Below are 22,945 nucleotides of genomic sequence, written 5' to 3'. Positions count from 1 at the left end.
TTGCGGCTACGCCGCGTGTTGCACGCGGCAGCGTCCCAATGGGTGAGAATGATTCTCAATCATAAACAAATGTAAACAGCGTCGATTGCCCTCTTTTCCTCCCTTCCGAGCCATGTCCGACCTGTCTTTCGACCTTCTGCTGTCGCCTGCCTGCAACATCGTCCGCCGCCGCCTGCTGGGGGCCCTTGCCGGGGCGGCCGTCCTGCCGGGCTGCGCCGGCGCGCCGCCGCCCGCCGCGCCGCAGCGCTTCGACCCGGCCCGCCGCATGGGCCCGAGCGTGTGGGACGAGGGCGGCTCGCGCCACTACCGCTTCGAGCGCGTCGTAGCGGCTGCCGCCAGCGGCCGCCGCTACCGGCTGTGGCTGGCCTGGCCGCGCCGCGCGGCGCCGGCGGGCGGCCATCCGCTGGCCTGCCTGCTGGACGGCAACGCCGTGGCCGACACCCTGGGCGCCGCACAGTTCGACGCGCTGGCCGAGGCCGGCGACGCGCCGGCGATCCTGGCGATCGGCCCCGACAGCGACCTGCGCTTCGACGTGGCCCAGCGCGCCTACGACTACACGCCGCCGGTGCGCGGCGACGGGCCGACCTGGGACGACGAAGTGCTGCAGCGGCGGGGCGGCGGCGCGGACGCGTTCCTCGACTTCATCGCCGGGCGGGCCCTGCCGGCGCTGGCGGCGCGCGCCCCGCTGGACGCGCGGCGCCACACCCTCTGGGGCCACTCCTACGGCGGCCTGTTCGTGCTGCATGCGCTGCTGCGCCAGCCGCTGCTGTTCTCGCGCTATGCGGCGGCCGACCCGTCGCTGTGGTGGCAGGAGGGCTTCATCCTGCGCGAGGCCGGCCAACCGGCGCCCCTGCCGGCCGGGCGCGAGACCGCGCTGCTGCTGATGCAGGGCGCCTCGGCGGACGAGCGCGGCCCCGCGCCGCCGCCGGCCGGCGCCGACGCGGCACGCGTCGAGCGCATGCGGCGGCAGCGCGCCTCGGTGCCGCCGGAAGCCGGCCGCATGCTGGTCGACAGGCTGGGCCGCCGGCCCGGCATGCGCGCCGAGTTCCGTGCCTTCCCGGGCGTGCCGCACGGTCCGATGCTGGCGGCCTCGCTGCCCGCCGCGCTGGCGCTGGCCGCCCGGGCGCCGGCCGGGATGCAAACGGGATGAACGCCTACCCGCGTTCGGGCGCGCCGTCCGGCGGGCGGCGCGCCGGCGCGGGCTAAGCTGCCACGCGTACCCGTATCAAAGGAGAGATGCAGATGATGAAGCTGACCGCGCTGCTGGCCGCCGGCACCGTCCTCGCGGGCTGCGTGGTGGCGCCCGAGCCGCCCCCGCCGCACCACCACCGTCCGCCGCCCGGCGCCTACGGCGACCGCGACCGGGACGGCGTGCCCAACCGCTACGACCGGGACCGCGACAACGACGGCGTGCCGAACCGCTACGACCGCCGGCCGGGCGATCCCTACCGGCGCTGACGGGCCGGCCCGCCCTCAGCGGGCGGGCTGCTCCACCCGGACGCGCGCGTTCGGCGCCTCGCCGAACATCTCCGGCGCGTACATCGCCTCGACGCGGCTGGGCGGCAGCGTGAAGTCGCCGGCGTTGTTCAGGCGCACCGTGTACTCCATCTTCACCGTGCCCTTGGGCAGGTACTCGTAGTAGCTGCGGAAGGCCTCGAAGCTGCGCTCCTCGAAGGCCGGCCAGCCGGCGCCGCTGCTCTGCTTCTCGCCCTGCGTGGCGATCTGCGAGTCGCGGCCCAGGCCGCTGCCCAGGATGGTCGCGCCGCCCGGGATCGGGTCGGTGATCACCACCCAGGTCATGTCGGCGCTGGCGTTGACTTCCAGCGTCACGCGCAGGATGTCGCCGCGCGTGTACTTGCCGCTGGCGGCCTGCTCGACCGGCGTGACCGTCTTCTTGATCGCGTAGCCGGCCGCGAAGGGTGCCTTCAACTGCACCGCCGCGAGCGACTGCACCGTGAGCCACGGCCGGCCGCTGCCCTGCTGGGTGACCAGCAGCGTGTCGCGGCCGGCGTTGCCCGTGGGCCAGGGCAGGAACATCGTGTTGTTGCGCAGCGCGCCGGGCGAGGCCGGCGCGCCGAACATGCTGCGCCGATGCATCGCGCCGCCGGCATCGCTCGCCTTCACGCGCTCGACCTGGCTCCAGTCCACCTGCGCCTTCGTCTCGCCGAGCTGGGCGGCGGTGAGGCCGGCGACTGGCTCGCTCTCGAAGGTCTTGCTGAACTTCTCCAGCGCCAGGCCGCCCCACAGGTTGGCGGTGGTGGTGTGCCATGCGCCGCGCTGCTGGCGGCCGATGAAGCCGCTGGCCAGGCGGCCCAGGTCGTCCTTCCAGCCCGGATCGTCCATCACCGCCAGCAGCAGCCGTGCGGTGTTGACGTCGCCGTTGGTCATCAGCCACCACCAGTAGTCGTCCTGCTCGGTGCTGAAGATCAGCTTCGTGCCCTGGTACGACAGGCGCGCCTTCAGCACGTTGTTCGCCTCCTCGATGCGCTGCGCGCGCTGCGGCACGTCCTTCACGCGCCTGAGCACGTTCAGCCAGTCGATCACCGCGCTGGTGGGCCACTGGTTGGGCGCGATGGTCAGGCTGGTGGTCATGCCGCCGGTGGCCTTGCCGTAGCGAGACAGCGCCTCCAGCGCGGCCAGCTTGCGCACGTCCAGGTCCTTGCGCGGGCTCCAGAAGCTGCGCTGGATGCGGCCCTCGACGAAGGCGATCAGGCCGCCTTCCATCGGCGCGCGCACGTCGTCGGGCAGGGCGAAGGCCGGGTCGATGGAGGCCGCCTCGTTTGTCGCCGCCAGCAGGTAGCTGGTGAGGATGTCGCTGCCGCGGTTGGCGTCGCCATCGCGCGGCGGGAAGTAGTTCGCCAGGCCGTCGCTGTCGAGGTAGCCCGGCATCTGCGCCACCACCGTCTGCCACAGCTTCGCGTCGCGCAGGCCGATGGACTTGCTGGCTTTTTGCTCCAGGCAGACGAAGGGGTAGTTGGCGAACCAGTCGCGCACGCCGGGCAGGCCCTCGGCCAGGCGCGGCTGCAGCGCGAGCTTGAGGCCGCCCCTCTTTTGCCCGCTCTCGGGCAGGGCGTCGGCGGGCGGGCCGACGTCGAGCGTGAACGGCCCGTCCACCTGTGCCAGCGTGGCCTGCTGCACCGTCAGCGGCACGGCGGGCACGATGCGCTGGCCGAGCTTGAGCGCATCGCTCGCGCCGCCGGCCTGGTCCTTCGCCTCGATCTCCCACAGGATCGCCTCGGCGCGCGTCTGGCCGAGCTGCGCCGGCGCCGTCACGTCCCAGGCCACCTCGCGCGCCTCGTTCGGCGGGATCTCCACCGTCTTCGGCTCCAGCGTCAGCAGCGTAGCGCGCGGCGCCACCTCCACCTTCATCGCCTTGGCCGTGGTGTTGCGCAGCGTGAGCTGGGCGCGGAACTGGTCGTCCTCGCGCACCAGCGGCGGCAGGCCGCTGATGATCTGCAGGTCCTGCGTGCTCTGGATGCGCGCCTCGCCGGTGCCGAACAGGCCCGTGCCGGCGTCGGCCACCGCGACGATGCGGAAGGTGGTGAGCGCGTCGTTCAGCGGCACCGTCACCTGCGCCTGGCCGTTGGCGTCGAGCACCACCTTCGGGTTCCACAGCAGCAGCGTGTCCAGCAGTTCGCGCGTGGCACCTTTGCCGCCGCCGCCGCCGGCGGGCACGGCCTTCTTGCCGTAGTGGCGGCGGCCGACGATCTCCATCTGCGCGGTGGAGGTCGAGACGCCCCAGCTGCGCCGCTGCATCATGGCTTCGAGCAGGTTCCAGCTCGTGTTGGGCAGCAGTTCCAGCAGCGCCTGGTCCACTGCGGCCAGCGCCACCTCGGCGCCGGCGGCGGGCTTGCCGTCGGGCAGCTTGGCGCTGATGGTCACCAGCGCCTTGCCGCGCACGGTGTAGCTGGGCTGGTCGGTGGCGACCTTCACGTCGATCTGGTGCGCCTGCGTGCCGACGCGGATCTCGGCCATGCCGAAGCGGTAGGCCGGCTTGCTCAGGTCGACCATCGCGGTGGGCGCCACATATTCCTTGCCTTCCACCCAGAAGGCCGTCCACCACTCGCGCGGCGCCTTCCAGCCCCAGGTGAAGAAGGAGTACCACGGCACCTCGCGCAGCCGCCCGCGCAGCGCCAGCACGCTGACGTACGCGTTGGGGCCCCACTCGGGCTTCACGGTCAGGCTCACGGTCGGGTCCTGCCCGTTGAGCTGCACCACGTGCGTCTCGACGATGCCCTCGCGCTCCACCGCCACCAGCGCGGTGGCGTGGCGGAAGGGGCTGCGCACCTGGAACTTCGCCACCTCGCCGGGCTGGTAGCTCTTCTTCTCGGGCAGCACGTCGATGCGGTCGTGGTCCTCGCCGCCGAACCACAGCTCGCCCTGCTTGGTCACCCACACGGTGCTGGCGGCCTGGCTCTTGCGGCCCTCGCCGTCGGTGGCGGTGGCGACCAGCTCGACCTGGCCCGCCTCCTTGAGCTGCGATTCGCACAGCAGCAGGCCGCGCGCGTCGCTGCTGCCGCTGCACACCACGCCCAGCGGCCTGGTCTCGGTCTTGTTGTCGTAGGTGTAGAAGCCGCCCACCATGCGCTTGCGGCTGGTGGTGGTGATGCGCGCGACGGCGCTCACCTCCAGCTTCGCGCCGGCCTGCGGCTTGCCCGCGAGGTCCAGCGCCAGCGCCTGGAACTTCAGCTTGCGGTCCACCGAGATCCAGTTCTCGGTCTTCAGCCCGGCGACCACGGCGGCCGGCCACAGCGTCTGCACGCTGCGGATCGTCTGCACCTCGCCGTTGGGGTCGGAGTAGGTGGCCTCGATCAGCAGTTCGCGCGGCGTGGCCCGCACCTTCGGCACCTTGTCGATGGTGACGCGGCCGGCGCCCTCGCGGTCCAGCGTGACGGGCAGCTTGTCGGCGATGACGCGCGTGTCCTGCGCGGCCTCGGGCTCCTCCTCGCCGGCGGCGGAGGCGGCGTCTTCGTCGCGGCGCGGCGGCGAGAAGCTGAAGCCGTCGTAGTCGGCCCAGCCCAGGTCCTTGCCGCGCACCATGGCCGACACGCGCACCGGCAGGTTGGCCGCCGCGCCGCCCGAGACGTAGTTCACCTGCACTTCGGTCGGCACGCTCGCCACCGCCACCAGCGGCTTCTTGTCGGCCGGGCCGACGCGGCCCTCCAGCACCGGCAGGCGGAATTCCTCGACGCGGAACTGGCCGGTCTGGAAGCTGCGGCCGCCGCGGTCCTCGTCATCCTCGTCCCCGTTGCGCTTGCCGTTGCCGGCCGTGCGCAGCTCGATCTGGTAGACGCCCAGCTTGGCTGCGGGCGGGATGTGGAAGCTGTTCTCCGCGCTCAGGCCGCCGGTGGCCGTCTTGCGCCAGGCCAGCGGCTGGGTGAACTCCTGGCCGCTGCCCACGTGGGTGATGACCAGCTTGCCCGGCTGCGAGGAAGGCAGGCCGAAGCCCTGCGCCGTCTGCGTGCGGATCAGGTGCTTCATCGACACCGTCTCGCCGGCGCGCAGCAGCGGGCGGTCGAGCACGGTGTGGGCCACCACGTCGGCCTCCACGTCCTGGCTGGTGGGCGCGTTGAAGCGCCACGGCTCGATGCCGCGCTGCCAGTCGCTCCACACGAAGGCCAGGTCTTCCACGCCCTCGTCGTCCCTGGCGCGCGCGCTGACGAAGTAGGCCGGCTCGTGGTAGTCGTCCTCGCCGGAGCAGTTGGGCGGCTGCGGCGGCACGCCCGCGAGCTGCGCCAGGCCGTTGGCGTCGGTGCGCGCCGTCGCCACCTCCTTGCCGCGGCAGTCCGAGACGCGCACGGCGGCGTTCGCCACCGGCTTGCCCTTGTCCAGTGTGGTCACCCAGGCCAGCGCGTTCTCGCGGCCCAGCTTGAAGTGCACCGCCAGGTTGGTCGCCAGCGCGGTGGTGCGCACGTACATCGTGCGGCCGGCGCCGTAGCGCTCGTCCAGCAGCGCGTCGCCCAGCTTGCCCGAGGCGATCTCCAGCACGTGGAAGCCGGGCGTGAGCGGGATGCCGACCACCTCGAAGGGGCGCGGGTCGCTGCCGGCCTTGGGCATGTCCAGCGTCTTCGCGCCGGGCTGGCTGCCCACCAGCGAGACCATGCGCGTCTGCACGTACTCGCGCTCGTTGCGGTCGATGACCGGCGGCAGCGGCACCTTGCTGTCCCGGCCGGCGGCGGCGCGCGACACGGTGTAGCCGTCGTAGCGCCGGACCTTGCGGAACCACGCGATGATCTCGGCGTCGGTCTGCGGGTTCAGGTCGCTCACCTTGCCGGGCGTGAGGGCGTGCACCTGCAGGGCGGGCTCCACGCGGCGCACCGTCACCGGCATCATCGCCACGCCATCGGGCTCGGCCAGGCGCTCGACCACGCCGAAGGGCGAGGCGGCGAACTTGGCCAGCGGCGGCATCGCGCCGGTGGCGGTCTGCAGCGGGAAGCTGCCGGGCTCGGCCAGCGTGCGGCCCGAGGCGTCCTCGAAGCCCGAGGGCAGCTCGATGGTGAAGGGCGTCTGTTCGGGGAAGGGTGGGGGCAGCGTCACCGAATCGACCACCGCGTCCTCGCTCGCGTTCTCGTCCTCGAAGCGCGGCCTGACGGTCTGCCCGCCGCCCTTGGCGACGATCTTCGCCGCCAGCGCGCGCGTGACGGGCGCATTGAAGCGAAGCTGCATGGGCTTGAGCGGCAGGCAGGCGGCCTGCGCGTTCTCGCGCTCGCAGCTGAAGCTCGCCGCGAAGGGCTCGCGCACCTCGAAGGACAGGCGCCGCTCGACGTTGTTGGCGATGCCCGAGGGCGTCGCCACGCCCTTGCCGTAGACCAGTTGCACGCGGCCGCCCGGCGTGAGGGTGCGGTTGCACTGCAGCGTGAGGAAGCGCAGCGGCTCCTTCTTCGCGGCCTGCTCGTAGCCGCGGGCCTTGAGCAGGGCATCGCGCTGCTCGCCGGTGACCGGCTTCACGGGGATGCGCTCGCCCACCCCGTCGGCCGCGCACCACATGTTCGCCTGCACGCTCTCCGGCGTCGCCGGGCCGTTGAGCTGCAGCAGGAACATCTGCTCCTCGTCGATCTTCCCGTAGCTCGGCCAGTGGCTGCGCACGAAGGGGCCGCCGGTGTTGAAGCGGTAGCTGGCGGGGCCGGTCAGTTCCGCCCCGGACGCCGGCTTGAAGCCCGGCACCCGCGTGACCGTGCAGCGCACGCCCGGCGGCAGGTCGTTCTCGAAGTCGAAGACCCAGCGCTTGTCGGAGGTCCAGCGCCCGGTGCCCTTGCCGGCCTGCGCGTCGCTGCAGCTCACGGCGAGCGGGGCGGGCGCCTTCGGGTCGCCGAAGTTGACGGCCGCCTGGTCGAAGCTGGCCACCACCTGGCGTACGCGCGAGACCTCGCCCTGCGGCGTGAGGCTGGTGATCTGCAGCGCCAGCGCCGGGCCGGCGGCGAATCCCGCGACCGCCAGCGCCCAGGCCGGCAGCGTCATTCTTGTCGTTGTCTGGATGGGTCGGGTCACTTTCCTGGTGCCTCCTCTTGGACAGGGTCCGCAGGGTAGCCGATCCGCAAGGCGCTTCATCCGGCCTCCTAGAATCCGCTTTTCGTCGTGCCGGCCGCCGGGGGTGAAACGCCGACGCCCCCTGCTGTCACGCATGAAACGCCATTGGGAAATCGACGCGCTGCGCGGGCTGATGCTCGTGCTGATGACCGTCACCCACCTGCCGACCCGCTTCACCGACCCGCTGGGCCAGCCCTTCGGCTGGGTCTCGGCGGCCGAGGGCTTCGTGCTGCTGTCGGCCTTCATGACCGGGCTGGTCTACAGCCGCTACGCCCGCCGGGACGGCGTGGAGACGATGCGCCGCGCCTTCTGGCGCCGGGCCCTGAAGATCTATCTGTGCCACGCGGCGCTGCTGCTGTTCCTCTTCACCGCCATCGCCGCCGTCGGCCTGCGGGTGGAGCCGCCGGCGGTGCGCAACCTGCTCTCGTTCTACCTCGCCCAGCCGCGCGAGGGCTTCCTCTGGGGCCTGCTGCTGGTCTACGAGCCGGCGCTGCTGGACATCCTGCCCATGTACATCTTCTTCATGCTGATGAGCCCGTGGGTGCTGGCCTACGCGCTGCGCCACGGCTGGGCCGGCGTGCTGTTGGCCAGCGGCGCGCTCTGGGCGCTGGCGCAGTTCGGCCTGAGCGAGCGGCTGTACGGCCTGGCCGTGGCGTTCACGCACATCCCCGTGCCTTTCCACGAGATGGGCGCCTTCAATGCCTTCGCCTGGCAGTTCCTCTGGTTCGCCGGCCTGTGGCTGGGCGCGCAGCGCAGCGCGCCCGACGCGCCGCCGCTGCGCCTGGGCTGGCCGGTGGTGCTGCCGGCCGCGGCGGTCGCGCTGGCGGGCTTCGCCTGGCGGCACTTCGGCGCGCACGGCCAGGCCCCCTTCGGCGCCGACGTGCAGCTGAACCTGCTGGTCGACAAGTGGCAGCTCGGCCCGCTGCGCCTGCTGGACCTGATCGCCCTGGGCGTGCTGGCGGTGCGCTTCGGCCCGGCCCTGGCCCGGGCGCTGCCGCGCATGCGGTGGCTGGAGATGCTGGGCCGCGCCTCGCTGCCCGCCTTCTGCGCCCACCTGGTGGCGGTGCTGATCGTGCTGGCTTTCTGGGGCGACGCGCTGGACCGCCGCGGCTGGGTGCAGGACAGCCTGCTGCTGGCGGCGGTGCTGCTGTGGATGTTGGCGGTGGCGCGCGTCACCCAGGGGGCCGACGCGGCGCCGCCGGAGGAAAGCGTGCCGGACGCACCGGCCGCCGCCTCCCGCTGACCCCCGCCGGGCAGGGTGTCATGCCCTGCCTCTACCATCGCGCCTGTCGTTCACACCGTCTGGAGAACTGCGCATGCCGGTCGTTCTGGTCGCCAATCCGAAGGGAGGCGCGGGCAAGTCCACCCTCGCGACGAACATCGCGGGCTACTACGCGCGCCAGGGGCACGCGGTGATGCTGGGCGACACCGACCGGCAGCAGTCCTCGCGGCTGTGGCTGGGCCTGCGGCCGGCGCAGGCCGTGCCCATCCGCGGCTGGACGACGGACGGCGACGGCGCGCTGCTCAAGCCGCCGCCGGGCACCACCCACGCCGTGCTGGACTCGCCCGCCGGCCTGCACGGCAAGCGCCTGAAGGAGCTGCTGGCCCTGGCCGACCGCGTCATCGTGCCGCTGCAGCCCAGCCTGTTCGACATCTACGCCGCGCGCGACTTCCTCGACCGCCTGAGCGAGCGCATCGCAGGCACGAAGACCCGCGTCGGCCTGGTCGGCATGCGGGTGGACGGCCGCACGCTGGCGGCGCAGCGCCTGCGCGAGTTCGAGGCGCAACTGAGCGTGCCGGTGGTCGCCGAGCTGCGCGACACGCAGCTTTACGTGCAGCTGGCGGCGCGCGGGCTCACGCTGTTCGACATCGCGCCGGGCCGGGTGGAGCGCGACCTGGCGCAGTGGGCGCCGCTCACGGCCTGGCTGGATTGAGGGTTTCCCTGGAGCGGGGCTGTCCCGGCGCCGACATGCCGGGCGCCCCCGGGCGCGACAGAATCCGCCGCATGACCAAGAAGACCTTCCAGACCCTTCAGGACCTGGCCGCCTGCGTCGGCCAGGACGTCGCCACCAGCGACTGGCTCACCATCACCCAGGCCCAGGTGAACCAGTTCGCCGAGGCCACCGGCGACCACCAGTGGATCCACGTGGACGTCGAGCGCGCCAAGGCCGGCCCCTTCGGCGCGCCGATCGCGCACGGCTTCCTCACGCTGTCGCTGCTGCCGAAGATCTTCGAGGCCGGCGTGGAGGTGGTCGAGTCGCGCATGGGCGTGAACTACGGCCTGAACCGCGTGCGCTTCATGTCGCCGGTGCCGGTGGGCAGCCGGGTGCGCGGCCACATGAAGCTGCTGTCCAGCGAGCCGATCGATAACGGCGGCGTGCAGATGGTGTGGCAGACCACCATCGAGCTGGAGGGCGCCTCCAAGCCGGCCTGCGTCGCGGAATCGGTGGTGCGCCGCTACCCCTGAGCGGCGCCGCCGAAGCCGTTCTGGCGCCAGGCCTCGAACACCGTCACCGCCACCGCGTTCGACAGGTTGAGGCTGCGCTGCCCGGGGCGCATCGGCAGGCGCAGCAGCTGCGCCGGCGCAAAGCGCGCGCGCAGCGCGGGCGCCAGGCCGCGCGTCTCGGCGCCGAAGACCAGCCAGTCGCCGGGCCGGAAGGTGGTGCCGTGCACGCTGCCGGTGCCGTGCGTGCTCAGGCCGAACAGGCGGTCGGGCGCGGGGTGGCAGGCGGCGAGGAAGGCGTCCCAGTCCGCGTGGCGGCGCACCTCGGCGTACTCGTGGTAGTCCAGCCCGGCGCGGCGCAGCAGCCGGTCGTCCATCGAGAAGCCCAGGGGCTCGATCAGGTGCAGGTCGCAGCCGGTGTTGGCCGCCAGGCGGATCACGTTGCCGGTGTTGGGGGGAATCTCCGGCTCCACCAGGACGATGTGGAACATCGGCAGAGCATAGCGAGTCAAGGCGGGGCGGGCGTGCGTGCCAGCACCAGCGCATCCACCTGCGCCGCACCGGCTTCGCGCAGCGCCTGCGCGGCGGCGGTCAGCGAGGCGCCGGTGGTCATCACGTCGTCCACCAGCAGTACGCGGCGGCCGCGCACGAGGCCGGCGCGCAGCGGCTCCACGGCGAAGGCGCCGTGCAGGTTGCGCAGGCGCTGCGCGCGCGTCAGGCCGCTTTGCGGCGGCGTGTCGCGCAGCCGCAGCAGCAGGGCGGCGTCGCAGCGCTCCGGGGCCAGCCGGCGCGCCAGCTCCAGCGCCTGGTTGAAGCCGCGCTCGCGCAGGCGCCGCGGGAACAGCGGCATGGGCAGCACCCGGTCGGCCTGCGACAGCAGCGCGTCGGCGCCGGGGACGGCCCGCATCAGCGCGCACAGGGGAGCGGCCCAGCCCGGCTCGCCCTGGAACTTGAAGTGCCCGATGCAGTCCGGCCACGGCCACACGTAGTCGCAGGCGGCCAGGCAGGTGTCGAGCGTGCCGGGATGCCGCAGGCAGCCGCCGCAGCGCGCCACGCCGGCGGGCACGCGCAGCGCGCAGCCGCGGCAGCGCGGCACGGCCGGCGCGAAGCGGGCCACGCAGGCCCCGCACAGCGGGCGCCCGGGCCAGGCGCGGCACAGGGCGCACTGGCTGGGCAGGGCATCGAGGCCGCGGCGCAGCAGCCCGCGCGCGGCGGAAGGAATGGACATGGCTTCCTATACTGGCGCGCCTTGGCCAGGCCGCACGCCCCGCAGCGGGGAGGACGCGGCCGCCTTCGTGCGTTATTGCCCATGCCTGCCGAATCCGACCGTCGCCCGCCGACCATCGACCCCGTGGCCGCGGCCCGATGGGCGCGGCTGGCGCCCGGGTCCGCATCGCCATGGCTGCACGAGGAGGTGGGCCGGCGCATGGAGGAGCGGCTGCAGTGGATCACCGCGCGTCCCGCGCGCTGGGCCGACTGGTCGCCCCTGCGCGGCGGGCTGCAGGCGCATGCGCGCGTGGCGGCGCGCTACCCGCAGGCGCAGCGCCACGTGATCGAGCCGGCGCTAGCGCTGCAGCCGGCGACCGCGCAGGCCCTGGCCGCGCCCTGGTGGAGCGCGCGCCGCTGGCGCGGCGGCGACCCGTTCGCGCCGCCGCCGGCGTCCGGCGTCGACCTGCTGTGGGCCAACATGGCCCTGCATGCCGAGGCCGACCCCGAGGCGCTGATCGCCCGCTGGCACCGCCTGGTCGCCGTCGACGGCTTCCTGATGTTCTCCTGCCTCGGCCCCGACACCGTGCGCGAGCTGCGCGCGCTGTACGCGTGCCTGGGCTGGCCGCCGGCGGGCCACGAGTTCACCGACATGCACGACTGGGGCGACATGCTGGTCCACGCCGGCTTCGCCGAGCCGGTGATGGACATGGAGCGCATCGTGCTGACCTGGTCCACGCCCGAGGCGGCGCTGGCCGAGCTGCGCACGCTGGGCCGCAACCTGCATCCCGCGCGCTTCGGCGCCCTGCGCGGCCGGCATTGGAAGCGCGCATTGCTCAATGCCCTGGCCGGCCTGGCCGTGCCCGGCGAGCACGACGGCCGCATCGCCATGACCTTCGAGGTCGTCTACGGCCATGCCTTCCGGCCGGTCCCGCGTGCCAGGGTGGCTGGCGAGACCGCCGTGCCATTGGATGATCTGCGCGCCATGCTCGGGCGCAACCGGCCCGGCTGAGCGAAGACGCTCACGATGCCCACGCTACAATGATTCGTTGCGTGTACCCCGGGGGATGGTCCCCCGACCAGAGCCCGCCGCATGCCCGTGTTGTGCTTGTGCGTCCGGCCCTGCGCGCCCCATCGATCCGCTGAACTCGTACGTGCCGAATCCCGTGTTCCGCTTCGCCACCGTTTCGGGCCAGACCATCCACTGGTTCCTGAAGCGCAACTGCTCGATCACGCCGAGCCAGCTGGGCTGGCTGTACGCGTCGTTGTGCGTGGTGTCGCTGGCCATCGGCTTCGGCTTCTGGGTTCGCGGCGCACGCCTCGTGCTGCCCTTCGCCTGGCTGGAGCTGGCGGCGGTCGGCGTGGCCTTCCTCTTCTACGCCCGCCATGCCACCGACGGCGAACGCATCGCCCTGCAGGAAGGCCGGCTGGTCGTCGAGCTCGAAAACGGCGGCAGCTGCGAGCGCACCGAATTTCTTTCGCATCAGGTCCGCATCGAACCCCAGGCAGGCGACCGCTCGCTCATCGAGTTGTCGGGTCCGGGGTGTGCGGTGCGGGTGGGCCGCTACGTGCGGCCCGAGTTGCGCCCGGCGCTGGCGAGGGAGATCCGCATGGCCCTGCGCGGCGCCTGAGGCGCGCGGGCCGGCGGGGAGACAAGGCCGGTGGATTCAGTTTGGAAGCATTGAACAAGTGAACACGATGAAGAGCATTTGGACCAAGCCGGCGGGCCTGCTGCTGGCGGCCGGCGCGGCATTCAGCGGCGCGGCGCATGCAGTCAACGACCTGCCCGGCGGCCCGGCCGTGCGCCAGCTCAATCTTCCGGTGGGCGTGACCAAGGTGTCCCAGGAGCAGTACACGCTGCACTGGGGCCTGATGATCCTGTGCACGGTGATCTTCATCGGCGTGTTCTCGGTCATGTTCTATTCGATCTGGAAGCACCGCAAGTCGGTGGGCCACAAGGCCGCCAACTTCCACGAATCGGTGGTGGTGGAAGTCGTCTGGACCATCGTCCCCTTCATCATCGTGATCCTGATGGCGCTGCCGGCCACCAAGCTGCTGGTGGCGCAGAAGGACACCACCAATGCCGACCTCACCATCAAGGTGACCGGCTACCAGTGGAAGTGGGGCTACGACTACCTCAAGGGCGAGGGCGAGGGCCTGTCCTTCATCTCCACGCTGCTGCCCGAGCATCGCCGCCTGTCCGACGAGGGCGCGCGCGGCGAGGTGCCCGACAACTACCTGCTGGCGGTTGACAACCCGCTGGTGGTGCCCGAGAAGCAGAAGATCCGCATCATCACCACCGCCAACGACGTGATCCACGCCTTCGCGGTGCCGCAGTTCGGCATCAAGCAGGACGCCATCCCCGGCTTCGTGCGCGACACCTGGTTCCGCGCCGAGCAGACCGGCGACTTCTACGGCCAGTGCCAGGAGCTGTGCGGCAAGGAGCACGCCTACATGCCGATCCACGTGAAGGTGGTGTCCGCGGCCGACTACACCGCCTGGGTCGACCAGAAGAAGAAGGAAGCCGCCGCCAAGCAGGACGACCCGAACAAGGTCTGGACGCTGCCCGACCTGCTGGCCCGCGGCGAGAAGGTCTATGCCGCCAACTGCGCGGCCTGCCACCAGGCCAACGGCAAGGGCGCCGGCCCGATCAAGCCGCTGGACGGCTCGCAGGTGGTGCTGGACGCCGACCACACCAAGCAGATCCACGTGCTGCTCAACGGCCAGAACAACGGCGCCATGCCCTCCTGGAAGCAGCTGAGCGACACCGACCTGGCGGCCGTGGCCAGCTACACCAAGAACAGCTGGTCCAACAAGACGGGCCAGATCGTGCAGCCGGCCGAGGTGCTGGCCGAGCGCGGCAAGTAAGCCGCGGTGACGAGATAGAGCAAGGAAGAGACCCATGAGCGCAGTCCTCGATCCCCACGGTCACGCCGCCCCCGGCGGTCACGCGCACGACGACCACCACGACCACCATGCACCCACCGGCTGGCGCCGCTGGGTGTTCGCCACCAATCACAAGGACATCGGCACGCTGTACCTGCTGTTCAGCTTCACCATGCTGATGATCGGCGGCCTGCTGGCGATGCTGATCCGCGCCGAGCTGTTCCAGCCCGGCCTGCAGCTGGTCAACCCCGAGCTGTTCAACCAGTTCACCACCATGCACGGCCTGATCATGGTGTTCGGCGCCATCATGCCGGCCTTCGTGGGCTTCGCGAACTGGATGATCCCGCTGCAGATCGGCGCCAGCGACATGGCCTTCGCGCGGATGAACAACTTCAGCTTCTGGCTGATGATCCCCGCGGCCATCATGCTCGTGGCCTCGTTCTTCATGCCCGGCGGCGCCCCCGCCGCGGGCTGGACGCTCTACGCGCCGCTGACCCTGCAGATGGGCCCCTCGATGGATGCCGGCATCTTCGCGATGCACATCCTGGGCGCGTCGTCCATCATGGGCTCGATCAACATCATCGTCACCATCCTCAACATGCGCGCCCCCGGCATGACGCTGATGAAGATGCCGATGTTCTGCTGGACCTGGCTGATCACCGCCTACCTGCTGATCGCGGTGATGCCCGTGCTGGCCGGCGCCATCACCATGACGCTGACCGACCGCCACCTCGGCACGCACTTCTTCAACCCCGCCGGCGGCGGCGACCCGGTGATGTACCAGCACATCTTCTGGTTCTTCGGCCACCCCGAGGTCTACATCATGATCCTGCCGGCCTTCGGCATCGTCAGCCAGGTGGTGCCGGCCTTCGCCCGCAAGAAGCTGTTCGGCTACGCCTCGATGGTGTACGCCACCGCGTCGATCGCGATCCTGAGCTTCATCGTGTGGGCGCACCACATGTTCACCACCGGCATGCCGGTGACGGGCCAGCTGTTCTTCATGTACGCGACCATGCTGATCGCGGTGCCCACGGCGGTGAAGATCTTCAACTGGATCGCCACCATGTGGCAGGGCTCGATGACCTTCGAGACGCCGATGCTGTTCGCGGTCGGCTTCATCTTCGTGTTCACCATGGGCGGCTTCACCGGCCTGATCCTGGCCGTCGCGCCGGTGGACATCCAGCTGCAGGACACCTACTACGTCGTGGCCCACTTCCACTACGTGCTGGTGGCCGGCTCGCTCTACGCCATGTTCGCGGGCGTGTACTACTGGATGCCCAAGTGGACCGGCGTCATGTACAACGAGTGGCGCGGCAAGGTGCACTTCTGGTGGTCGCTGATCTCCTTCAACGTCACCTTCTTCCCGATGCACTTCCTGGGCCTGGCCGGCATGCCCCGCCGCTACGCCGACTACCCGATGCAGTTCGCCGACTTCAACGCGATCGCCTCGATCGGCGGCTTCGCCTTCGGCCTGGCGCAGGTCTACTTCTTCCTGTTCATCGTGCTGCCGTGCATGCGCGGCAAGGGCGAGCCCGCCCCCCAGAAGCCCTGGGAAGCCGCGGAAGGCCTGGAGTGGGAAGTGCCCTCTCCGGCGCCCTTCCACACCTTCGAGAACCCGCCGCGCCTGGACGCCACCGCGACCAAGGTGATCGGCTGAGCCCGGGAACGGTCCGCACGACATGCCGATGACGCCCGAACAGAAGAAGGCCAACCGGAAGATGGGGCTGACGCTGGCCACCATCGCGCTGGTGTTCTTCGTCGGCTTCGTGGTGCGCATGGTCTGGCTGGGGCGCTGAGTACATGGGCCTCGGTACCCGTCTTCGCCGCGAGAACGCCCGCATGGTGGGCAAGCTGGCCGTCGTCGCGGCCGGCATGTTCGCCTTCGGCTACGCGCTGGTGCCGCTGTACCGCGCCATCTGCGAGGTCACGGGCATCAACATCCTGTCGCTGTCGGAGTTGCAGGTGCCCGGCGGGGCCAAGGGCGGCGCCGACGTGCGCGTGCCGGCCAACACGCAGGTGGACACCTCGCGCACCATCACCGTCGAGTTCGACGCCAACGCGCGCGGCCTGTGGGAGTTCCATCCTGCGCAGCGCTCGATGGAAGTTCATCCCGGCGAACTGCACACGGTGATGTACGAGTTCCAGAACACGCAGAACCGCCGCATGGCCGCGCAGGCCATCCCCAGCTACGCGCCGCAGCAGGCAGCGCCGTACTTCAACAAGCTGGAGTGCTTCTGCTTCAACCAGTACACGCTGGACGCCGGCGAGAAGAAGGAATGGCCGGTCGCCTTCGTGATCGATCCGAAGATCTCGAAGGACGTGAAGACGATCACCCTGTCGTACACCTTCTTCGAGGTGGGCGGCAGGACGCCGCCGGCGCCCACGGCAGCCGCCTCGACGGCGACGGAGCCGCGCTCATGAGCAGCCGGTCCTCGCTCTGGCAGACCTTCAAGGCCGTCGGCTGGGGTTTCTTCGGCGTGCGCAAGAACAGCGAATACCAGAAGGACATCGCCCGCCTGTCGCCGCTGCACATCGTCGCGGTGGGCTTCGTGGCGGTGCTGTTGTTCATCGGCGTGCTGATCGCGCTGGTGAAGCTCGCCGTGGCATGAACGCCGCCAGCCGCATGCGAGCCCGTATCGATCGATCGAGAGTCAAGAAGAGAAGAGAAAGCCCCAGGAGCTGAAATGAGTTCGACCACCCACGGCGCCACGCCCTACTACTTCGTGCCCGGCCCCTCGCGGCATCCGGTCATGGCGGCCATCGGCCTGTTCTTCGTCATCCTCGGCGCGGCCCAGTGGATCAACGGCCACACCTGGGGCGCGTATTCGCTGGCCTTCGGCCTGCTGTGGTGGTGGATGGTGCTCTACCAGTGGTTCGGCGACGCCGTGCGCGAGAGCGAGGGCGGCCGGTACGGCCACAAGATCGACCTGTCCTACCGCTGGAGCATGAGCTGGTTCATCTTCTCGGAGGTGATGTTCTTCGGCGCCTTCTTCACGGCGCTGTGGTGGACCCGCACCCACTCGCTGCCGGCGCTGGGCAGCCTGGACAACGCGCTGCTGTGGCCCGACTTCAAGGCCGTGTGGCCCACCGTGCAGGCCGGCGCCACCGGTTCGCCGGCCGGCATCGTCGAGCCCTTCCAGACCGTGGGCCCGTTCTGGCTGCCCACCATCAACACCGCGCTGCTGCTGACCTCCGGCGTGACGCTGACCATCGCCCACCATGCGCTGCGCGCCGACCACCGTGCGCAGTGCATCCGCTTCATGTGGCTGACGGTGCTGCTGGGCTTCGTCTTCCTGTGCGTGCAGGGCTACGAGTACTTCCACCTCTACACCGAGCTGAACCTCAAGCTCAGCTCCGGCGCCTACGGCTCGACCTTCTTCATGCTGACCGGCTTCCACGGCCTGCACGTGTTCATCGGCATGCTGATGCTGCTGTTCATCGCCCTGCGGCTGATGCGCGGCCACTTCACGCCCGAGCGCCACTTCGGCTTCGAGGGCGCGGCCTGGTACTGGCACTTCGTGGACGTGGTCTGGCTGGGCCTGTACATCCTGGTCTACTGGATGTAAGGCCACGACGCAGGATGACCCGGCAACAAAAAAGCGCCGCAAGGCGCTTTTTTACTTGGGGCGTGGCCGCCGGGCCGCGGCAGCTGGCCTCAGTGGCCGACCGGCAGGCCCCCTGGCTGGATGTAGCCGAGCTTCCAGGCCAGCAGGATGCACAGGAACAAAAGCACCGACAGGCCGATCCGAACCGTCAGCGCGCGCACCATGCCGCCCGTCTTGGCCCGGCCGTCTCGGCCGTCCCGCAGCATGAAGTAGAGCGCCCCGCCCAGGCTGGCCAGGATGCCCACGAAGGCCAGGGCCACGATGTATTTCATGAATCCGATTATCCGCCTCGCGGCGCTGCGGCGCCGCCGCTGCCCCACCCGTCCATGAAGCCCGTCGTGCTCGAAGAACCGGGCCGGCCCCGGCGCAGCCCGCTGCGTTTCTGGCTGGTCACGCTCGCCACGCTGGCGATGATCGCGCTGACCCTGTCGCTGGGGCGCTGGCAGCTCTCGCGCGCAGCCTACAAGGAGGCGCTGCAGGCCGGCATCGAGGCCCAGAAGGACTATCCGCCGCTGGACATGGAGACCTTCCTGTCCATCGAGCAGCCGGCCACCGAGATGCACCGCACTGTGCACCTGCGCGGGCTGTGGCTGCCGGCGCAGACGGTCTACCTGGACAACCGGCAGATGCACGGCGTGGCGGGCTTCTACGTGCTCACCCCGCTGGCGCTGGAGGGCACCGAGCAGGCGGTGATGGTCCAGCGCGGCTGGGTGCAGCGCAACTTCGTGGACCGCACGCAGCTCCCGCCGGTGGACACCCCCACCGGCCTGGTGGACGTGCAGGCGCGCATCGAGCCGCCGCCGTCGCAGCTCCTGCAACTGGGCGCCGATCTGCCCGCGCAGCCGGCCGCCACGGCCGACCCCGGGCCCACCAAGGCTGCTGACGCAGCGGTGTCGCGCATCCGGCAGAATCTGGACCTCGCGGCCTTCCGCACCGAAACCGGCCTGCCGCTGCGCACCGAGGTGTCGCTCCAGCAGATCGGGCCCGCCTCGGAAGGCCTGCAGCGCGACTGGCCGCCCCCGGCGCTCGGCATCGAAAAGCACTACGGCTATGCCTTCCAGTGGTTCGGCCTCGCCGGCCTGCTGGTCATCCTCTATGTCTGGTTCCAACTCATCGCTCCCCGCCGCCGTCGCTGACGAGCCGCTGGGCCTGACCGTGCATTCGATGCCCACGCCGCGCGAGGCGCTCGGCGGGCAGGAGCAGGCGCGCCGCACCGCGCTGGGCCGCTGGAAGATGATCGCCGTGCTGCTGTGCTGCGCGGCGCCGGTCATCGCTTCCTACTTCACCTACTACGTGATCCGCCCCGAAGGCCGCCGCGTGTACGGCGAGCTGATCGATCCGCAGCGCGAGCTGCCCGCCGTCACCGCGCGCACGCCCGACGGCGCGGCGGTGGACCTGCGCAGCCTGAAGGGCCAGTGGCTGCTGATCGCCGTGGCCGACGCCGCCTGCGATGCCCTGTGCGAGCAGCAGCTGTACCTGCAGCGCCAGTTGCGCGAGAGCCTGGGCCGCGAGAAGGGCCGCCTCGACCGCGTGTGGCTGGTCTCGGACGAGGCGCCGGTGCCCGAGCGCCTGGCCAACGCCCTGCACGACGCCACCGTGCTGCGCGTGCCCCCGGCGCAGCTCGCGCAATGGCTCGCGCCGCAGGCCGGGCATGCGCTGGCCGAGCACTTCTTCGTGGTCGACCCGATGGGCCACTGGATGATGCGCTTCCCGGCGCGCATGGACGTGCCCGGCGCGGCCAAGGCCAAGCGCGACCTGGAGCGCCTGCTGCGCGCTTCCTCCTCCTGGGACAACGCGGGCCGATGAACACCTCGCAGCCGCTGTACGACCTCGCGCCCATCGCCTGGCTGCTCGGCGTGGGCGCGCTGCTGGCGCTGGGGCCGCTGCTCTGGGTCTGGCACCGCAACGCGGGCAGCGGGCCGGCCCGCCGGCTGCACGCGCTGACGGTGCTGACGCTGTTCCTCACCTTCGACCTGACGCTGTTCGGCGCCTTCACCCGGCTCACCGATTCCGGCCTGGGCTGCCCGGACTGGCCAGGCTGCTACGGCAACGCCAGCCCGCTGGGCGCCCGGCACGAGATCGCCATGGCGCAGGCGGCGCAGCCCACCGGCCCCGTCACCCATTCCAAGGCCTGGGTGGAGATGGTCCACCGCTACCTCGCCACCGGCGTCGGCGCGCTCATCCTGGCGCTGGCCGCCCTGACCTGGTGGGCGCGGCGCCGGCAGCGTGCCAGGCCCGTCCTGCGGGGGCAGGGCACGCATGAGGAAACGCCGGGCCGCCCCAAGCTTCCTCATCCCCCTCGGGGGGCGGGCCGGGCGCAGCCCGGTCCTGGGGGCACCATCAGCGCGTGGTGGCCTGCCGCCACGCTGGTGTGGGTGTGCATCCAGGGGGCGTTCGGGGCGCTCACCGTCACCTGGCGGCTGTACCCGGCCATCGTGACGCTGCACCTGCTGGGCGCCGTGCTGCTGCTGGCGCTGCTGTGCATCCAGGCTGTGCGCTACCGCCAGGCGGCCGCCGGCCGCGCACCTCTGTCGATCGGCGCCGGGCTGCGCACCCTGCTGTGGGCCGCCATGGCGCTGCTGGTGCTGCAGATCGCGTTGGGCGGCTGGGTCAGCACCAACTACGCGGTGCTCGCCTGCACCCAGTTCCCGCAGTGCCAGGGGAGCTGGTGGCCGCCGATGAACTTCGAGCAGGGCTTCCAGGTCTGGCGCGAACTCGGCCACACGCGCGAGGGCGTGCCGCTCGAATTCGCAGCGCTCACCGCCATCCACTACGTGCACCGGCTGGTCGCCTACGTGGTGCTGGCGGTGCTGGTTGTGGCGGCCGTGCGGCTGATGCGTGTGCCCGCGCTGCGGGCGCAGGGGCGCTGGCTGGCGGCGCTGGCGGCGCTGCAGCTGGCCACGGGCCTGGGCAATGTGCTGCTGGGCTGGCCGCTGGCCGCGGCGGTGCTGCACACCGGCGGCGCCGCCGCCATGGCCGTGGTGCTGACCTGGGCGCTGTGCGAGAGCCGGCGCCAGGGCGTGCCGGCCGCGGCGGATGAGCCGGCCGTCGTCCTGAAGGAGGTACCCGCGCGATGAGCACGCCGCTGTCCGCACAGGCCGCAGCCCGCTCCAGCGTGGTGCGCCAGTTCTACGCGCTGACCAAGCCGCGCGTGGTGCAGCTGATCGTCTTCTGCGCGCTCATCGGCATGGTGTTGGCCGTGCCGGGCGTGCCCTCGATGGCCGACGTGTGGCGCGCCTTCGTCGCCTGCTTCGGCATCTGGCTGGTGGCCGGCGCCGCGGCCGCCTTCAACTGCCTGGTCGAGAAGGGCATCGACGCGCGCATGAAGCGCACCGCCTGGCGGCCCACCGCGCGCGGCGAGCTGAGCGACCGGCAGACGCTCACCTTCTCTGCCGGGCTGTGCCTGGCGGGCTCGCTGCTGCTGTGGTTCGCGGTCAACCCGCTGACCATGTGGCTGACCTTCGCCACCTTCGTCGGTTACGCGGTGATCTACACGGTGGTGCTCAAGCCGCTGACGCCGCAGAACATCGTGATCGGCGGCGCCTCGGGCGCGATGCCGCCGGTGCTGGGCTGGGCGGCGATGACCGGCGAGGTCGGACCCGAGGCCTTCATCCTCTTCCTCATCATCTTTCTCTGGACGCCGCCGCACTTCTGGGCGCTGGCCCTGTACCGGGTCGAGGACTACCGCAAGGCCGGGCTGCCGATGCTGCCGGTGACGCACGGCAACGAGTTCACCCGGCTGCAGATCCTGCTGTACACGCTGATCCTGTTCGCCGCCTGCCTGCTGCCCTTCATCTACGGCATGAGCGGCTGGTTCTACCTGGCGGTGGCAACGGCCGTGAGCCTGGGCTTCTGCGGCTACGGCTTCGCGCTGTGGCGCTCGTACTCCGACGCGCTGGCGCGCAAGACTTTCCGCTTCTCGCTGATCCACCTGAGCGTGCTGTTCGCCGCATTGCTCGTCGACCACTACCTGCTCTGACCCATGCACAAGCGCGACGCACTCCGATCGATGGCCGCCCTGGCGGGCTGGGCCGGCGCTGCCTCGCTCGCCGGCCTGACGCTGGCGGGCTGCACCGAATCCAAGCCGAGCTTCAACGGCGTGGACATCACCGGCGCCGACTATGCGCGCGACTTCCGCCTGAAGGACACCTCGGGCCGGGAACGCACGCTGGCCGACTTCCGCGGCAAAGTGGTGGTGCTGTTCTTCGGCTACGCCCAGTGCCCTGACGTCTGCCCGACGACCATGGCCGAGATGGCCGAAGTCAAGCGCAAGCTGGGTGCGGAGGGCGAGCGGCTGCAGGTCGTGTTCGTCACCGTCGATCCCGAGCGCGACACGCCGGAGGTGATGAAGGCCTACATGGAGGCCTTCGACCCGGCCTTCGTGGCCCTCATCCCCACGCCCGAGGAACTGGCCGCGATGGCCAAGGACTACAAGGTCTACTACAAGAAGGTGGACGGCAAGACGCCCACCAGCTACTCGATGGATCACTCCGCCGCCAGCTACGTGTACGACCCCGAAGGGCGCCTGCGCCTGTACGCGCGCTACGGCGCCGGCGCGGACGCGATGCTGGCCGACGTGAAGGCGCTGCTGGCGGCATCCGCCGGGTGAGCCGGGCGGCGCGCGGCATGTCGGTCGAGCATCTGCGCGCGCGCAAGGGAGCCTTCCGCATCGCGCTCATCCCGCCCGAGGTCCTCGAGGCGCTGAGCGACGGACGGCTGGAGACCGTCAACCTCAACGAGTTCCTGGCGCTGGACACGCCCCGCCTGGCCCGCCGGGTGGCGGCCGACATCGGCCTGGATCCGGCGCACGAGCGCCTGGCCGACACGCTGGCGATGCTGGATGCCTTCAAGCCCATGCAGCGCCACACCCACATCGCCCGCGCGCTGTACGACCTCGCTGCGGAGCATCCGGAGCGCGACGCCGTCGCCCACCGGCTGGCCTCGCATCCGAGCGATGCCGCGCGCGGCTGGGCCACGCACTGGGTCTGCATCTCCGGCCTGGCGCTGCCGCAGCAACTGGCGGCCGTGCGGCGTTTTGCGGCCGACCCGCATTTCGGCGTGCGCGAGTTCGCCTGGATGGCGGTGCGCGATGCGGCGATCGCCGCCATCGACGAGGCCATCGGCCGGCTCGTGCCCTGGACGGCCGACGCCGACGAGAACATCCGCCGTTTCGCCACCGAGCTGACCCGCCCGCGCGGCGTGTGGTGCGCGCCGATCCCCGTCCTGCAGCGCGAGCCCTGGCGCGCGCTGCCGCTGCTGGAGCCGCTGCGCGCGGACG

At 71.2% G+C, this 22,945-nt stretch carries 23 protein-coding genes; 19 read left to right on the top strand and 4 right to left on the bottom strand.

All coding sequences use genetic code 11. The features are described 5' to 3' along the window. Positions 1–112: 112 nt before the first annotated feature. Together ACIY1X_RS05615 and ACIY1X_RS05610 are read left to right on the top strand one after the other, a co-directional pair. Positions 113–1,150, top strand: coding sequence for an alpha/beta hydrolase (locus ACIY1X_RS05615; RefSeq protein WP_399678748.1), 1,038 nt, complete (start codon positions 113–115; stop codon positions 1,148–1,150). Positions 1,151–1,236: 86 nt separating this feature from the next. After that, positions 1,237–1,458, top strand: coding sequence for a hypothetical protein (locus ACIY1X_RS05610; RefSeq protein ID WP_038207540.1), 222 nt, complete (start codon positions 1,237–1,239; stop codon positions 1,456–1,458). A 15-nt stretch (positions 1,459–1,473) separates the two neighbouring features. Here ACIY1X_RS05610 and ACIY1X_RS05605 read toward each other — a convergent pair whose 3' ends face one another. Then, positions 1,474–7,458 (bottom strand): MG2 domain-containing protein, encoded by a 5,985-nt coding sequence (locus ACIY1X_RS05605; RefSeq protein ID WP_399678745.1) that lies wholly within the window; start codon positions 7,456–7,458, stop codon positions 1,474–1,476. Between the two features lie 163 nt (positions 7,459–7,621). Between ACIY1X_RS05605 and opgC the strand changes: the two genes are divergently transcribed. From opgC to ACIY1X_RS05590, 3 genes are all read left to right on the top strand, one after another. Then, entirely contained in the window at positions 7,622–8,770 is a 1,149-nt protein-coding gene (gene opgC / locus ACIY1X_RS05600) for an OpgC domain-containing protein (RefSeq protein ID WP_038207551.1), read from the top strand. Positions 8,771–8,843: 73 nt separating this feature from the next. Then, a complete protein-coding gene (locus ACIY1X_RS05595) occupies positions 8,844–9,461 on the top strand; it encodes a ParA family protein (RefSeq protein WP_399678742.1) in 618 nt (205 codons plus the stop codon). Between the two features lie 62 nt (positions 9,462–9,523). Next, positions 9,524–9,994 (top strand): MaoC family dehydratase, encoded by a 471-nt coding sequence (locus ACIY1X_RS05590; protein ID WP_038207751.1) that lies wholly within the window; start codon positions 9,524–9,526, stop codon positions 9,992–9,994. On the opposite strand, the gene ACIY1X_RS05585 is transcribed toward ACIY1X_RS05590, so the two are convergent. Together ACIY1X_RS05585 and ACIY1X_RS05580 are read right to left on the bottom strand one after the other, a co-directional pair. Beyond that, on the bottom strand, positions 9,985–10,461 hold the full coding sequence (locus tag ACIY1X_RS05585) for a tRNA (cytidine(34)-2'-O)-methyltransferase (protein ID WP_038207562.1): 477 nt from the start codon (positions 10,459–10,461) through the stop codon (positions 9,985–9,987). The genes ACIY1X_RS05590 and ACIY1X_RS05585 overlap by 10 nt on opposite strands. A 17-nt stretch (positions 10,462–10,478) precedes the next feature. Next, complete coding sequence (locus ACIY1X_RS05580; protein ID WP_399678740.1) at positions 10,479–11,198, bottom strand: ComF family protein; 720 nt, start codon at positions 11,196–11,198, stop codon at positions 10,479–10,481. Positions 11,199–11,279: 81 nt separating this feature from the next. Here ACIY1X_RS05580 and ACIY1X_RS05575 point away from each other — a divergent pair, with 81 nt between their 5' ends. The 8 genes from ACIY1X_RS05575 (at position 11,280) to ACIY1X_RS05540 (ending at position 17,628) form a co-directional block, all read left to right on the top strand. Beyond that, positions 11,280–12,188 (top strand): biotin synthase, encoded by a 909-nt coding sequence (locus ACIY1X_RS05575; protein ID WP_038207569.1) that lies wholly within the window; start codon positions 11,280–11,282, stop codon positions 12,186–12,188. A gap of 142 nt (positions 12,189–12,330) precedes the next feature. Next, a complete protein-coding gene (locus ACIY1X_RS05570; protein WP_038207571.1) occupies positions 12,331–12,807 on the top strand; it encodes a DUF2244 domain-containing protein in 477 nt (158 codons plus the stop codon). 67 nt (positions 12,808–12,874) lie between these two features. Next, the gene (gene coxB / locus ACIY1X_RS05565) at positions 12,875–14,044 is read left to right on the top strand and encodes a cytochrome c oxidase subunit II (protein ID WP_038207573.1); all 1,170 of its coding nucleotides are present in this window, start codon (positions 12,875–12,877) and stop codon (positions 14,042–14,044) included. Between the two features lie 34 nt (positions 14,045–14,078). Beyond that, positions 14,079–15,719: a cytochrome c oxidase subunit I gene (gene ctaD / locus ACIY1X_RS05560; RefSeq protein WP_038207577.1), complete on the top strand. Its 1,641-nt coding sequence runs from the start codon at positions 14,079–14,081 to the stop codon at positions 15,717–15,719. Positions 15,720–15,741: 22 nt separating this feature from the next. Beyond that, entirely contained in the window at positions 15,742–15,858 is a 117-nt protein-coding gene (locus ACIY1X_RS05555) for a cytochrome oxidase small assembly protein (RefSeq protein WP_399678737.1), read from the top strand. A 4-nt stretch (positions 15,859–15,862) separates the two neighbouring features. After that, positions 15,863–16,483, top strand: a complete 621-nt coding sequence (locus tag ACIY1X_RS05550) for a cytochrome c oxidase assembly protein (protein ID WP_038207579.1) — start codon at positions 15,863–15,865, stop codon at positions 16,481–16,483. After that, entirely contained in the window at positions 16,480–16,671 is a 192-nt protein-coding gene (locus ACIY1X_RS05545) for a DUF2970 domain-containing protein (RefSeq protein WP_038207582.1), read from the top strand. Before ACIY1X_RS05550 ends, ACIY1X_RS05545 begins: the two co-directional genes overlap by 4 nt. A 75-nt stretch (positions 16,672–16,746) precedes the next feature. Continuing rightward, positions 16,747–17,628 (top strand): cytochrome c oxidase subunit 3, encoded by an 882-nt coding sequence (locus ACIY1X_RS05540; RefSeq protein ID WP_399678734.1) that lies wholly within the window; start codon positions 16,747–16,749, stop codon positions 17,626–17,628. 89 nt (positions 17,629–17,717) lie between these two features. Here the strand turns inward: ACIY1X_RS05540 and ACIY1X_RS05535 are convergent, their stop codons facing one another. Then, positions 17,718–17,939: a twin transmembrane helix small protein gene (locus ACIY1X_RS05535; RefSeq protein ID WP_038206956.1), complete on the bottom strand. Its 222-nt coding sequence runs from the start codon at positions 17,937–17,939 to the stop codon at positions 17,718–17,720. Positions 17,940–17,993: 54 nt separating this feature from the next. On the opposite strand from ACIY1X_RS05535, the gene ACIY1X_RS05530 reads away from it, so the two are divergent. From ACIY1X_RS05530 to ACIY1X_RS05505, 6 genes are all read left to right on the top strand, one after another. Beyond that, on the top strand, positions 17,994–18,803 hold the full coding sequence (locus ACIY1X_RS05530; protein WP_038206952.1) for an SURF1 family protein: 810 nt from the start codon (positions 17,994–17,996) through the stop codon (positions 18,801–18,803). Then, a complete protein-coding gene (locus ACIY1X_RS05525; RefSeq protein WP_038206949.1) occupies positions 18,763–19,473 on the top strand; it encodes a hypothetical protein in 711 nt (236 codons plus the stop codon). Before ACIY1X_RS05530 ends, ACIY1X_RS05525 begins: the two co-directional genes overlap by 41 nt. Continuing rightward, complete coding sequence (locus tag ACIY1X_RS05520) at positions 19,470–20,744, top strand: heme A synthase (protein WP_038206946.1); 1,275 nt, start codon at positions 19,470–19,472, stop codon at positions 20,742–20,744. The genes ACIY1X_RS05525 and ACIY1X_RS05520 overlap by 4 nt, the downstream gene beginning before the upstream one ends. Beyond that, the gene (gene cyoE, locus ACIY1X_RS05515) at positions 20,741–21,646 is read left to right on the top strand and encodes a heme o synthase (protein ID WP_038206944.1); all 906 of its coding nucleotides are present in this window, start codon (positions 20,741–20,743) and stop codon (positions 21,644–21,646) included. Before ACIY1X_RS05520 ends, cyoE begins: the two co-directional genes overlap by 4 nt. A gap of 3 nt (positions 21,647–21,649) precedes the next feature. Beyond that, positions 21,650–22,276 (top strand): SCO family protein, encoded by a 627-nt coding sequence (locus ACIY1X_RS05510; RefSeq protein WP_038206941.1) that lies wholly within the window; start codon positions 21,650–21,652, stop codon positions 22,274–22,276. Positions 22,277–22,293: 17 nt separating this feature from the next. After that, positions 22,294–22,945, top strand: a 652-nt coding sequence (locus ACIY1X_RS05505) for a DNA alkylation repair protein (protein WP_399678728.1), incomplete at its 3' end; no start/stop codon positions are given.

This window comes from Xenophilus sp. (genome assembly GCF_044462705.1).
Classification (GTDB): Bacteria; Pseudomonadota; Gammaproteobacteria; order Burkholderiales; family Burkholderiaceae_C; genus Xenophilus; species Xenophilus azovorans.
Note: the sequence above shows the minus strand (reverse complement) of the source record. Positions and strands in the feature narration are given on the sequence as shown.